This is a genomic window from Actinacidiphila sp. bgisy167 (assembly GCF_965342175.1).
GTDB lineage: Bacteria > Actinomycetota > Actinomycetes > Streptomycetales > Streptomycetaceae > Actinacidiphila.
Genome location: NZ_CBDRBL010000216.1, coordinates 1 through 937 on the forward strand (window position 1 = coordinate 1; position 937 = coordinate 937).

Below are 937 nucleotides of genomic sequence, written 5' to 3' on the forward strand. Positions count from 1 at the left end.
GAGGTACCGGAGAAAAAAAAGGAGAAAGTCGACGACGAGGATGTAAATCTCGGAAGCTGGCTCGCGCAGGTACGCAGCGGCCACAGGCCGGTTGGCGACGCCACGCGGGCCGAACTCGACAGAATGGGCATGCGCTGGGAAAAAATACTCAACACTGACACCCAGTTGAAGCTGAAAGCCGCCAAGCAGTTCTACGAGAGAGAAGGCCACCTCGAGGTCCGGTCCGACTGGAAGGAGAAAGTCGACGACGAGGATGTAAATCTCGGATACTGGATCACGAGTGTACGCAGCGAGCACACGAAGGTTGACGACGCCACGCGGGCCGAACTCGACAGAATGGGCATGCGCTGGGAAAAAATACGCGACACTGACACCCAGTTGAAGCTGAAAGCCGCCAAGCAGTTCTACGAGAGAGAACGCAACCTCGAGGTACCGCAGGATCATAAGGAGCCAGTCGACGGCGAGAATGTATTCCTCGGAAGCTGGATCTTGAATGTACGCAGCAAACACACGAAGGTTGACGACGCCACGCGGGCCGAACTCGACAGAATGGGCATGCGCTGGGAAAAAATACGCGACATTGACGCCCGATTGAAGCTGAAAGCCGCCAAGCAGTTCTACGAGAGAGAAGGCCACCTCGAGGTCCGGTACGACTGGAAGGAGAAAGTCGACGACGAGGATGTAAATCTCGGACACTGGATCTCGAATGTACGCCTCAAACACGCGGAGGTTGACGACGCCACGCGGGCCGAACTCGACAGAATGGGCATGCGCTGGGAAAAAATACGCGACACTGACACCCAGTTGAAGCTGAAAGCCGCCAAGCAGTGGTACGAGGCGCATGGCGACCTCGAGGTACCGCGGGATCATAAGGAGCCGGTCGGCCGCGAGGATGTAAATCTCGGAAACTGGATAAAGAATGTACGCAGCAAACACA

The 937-nt window shown here is 56.4% G+C and carries 1 protein-coding gene; it reads left to right on the plus strand.

Annotation, left to right across the window (positions count from 1 at the left end; genetic code table 11):
• A partial coding sequence (locus tag ACRWND_RS30855; RefSeq protein WP_431955282.1) for a helicase associated domain-containing protein occupies positions 1–937 on the plus strand: 937 nt, incomplete at both ends.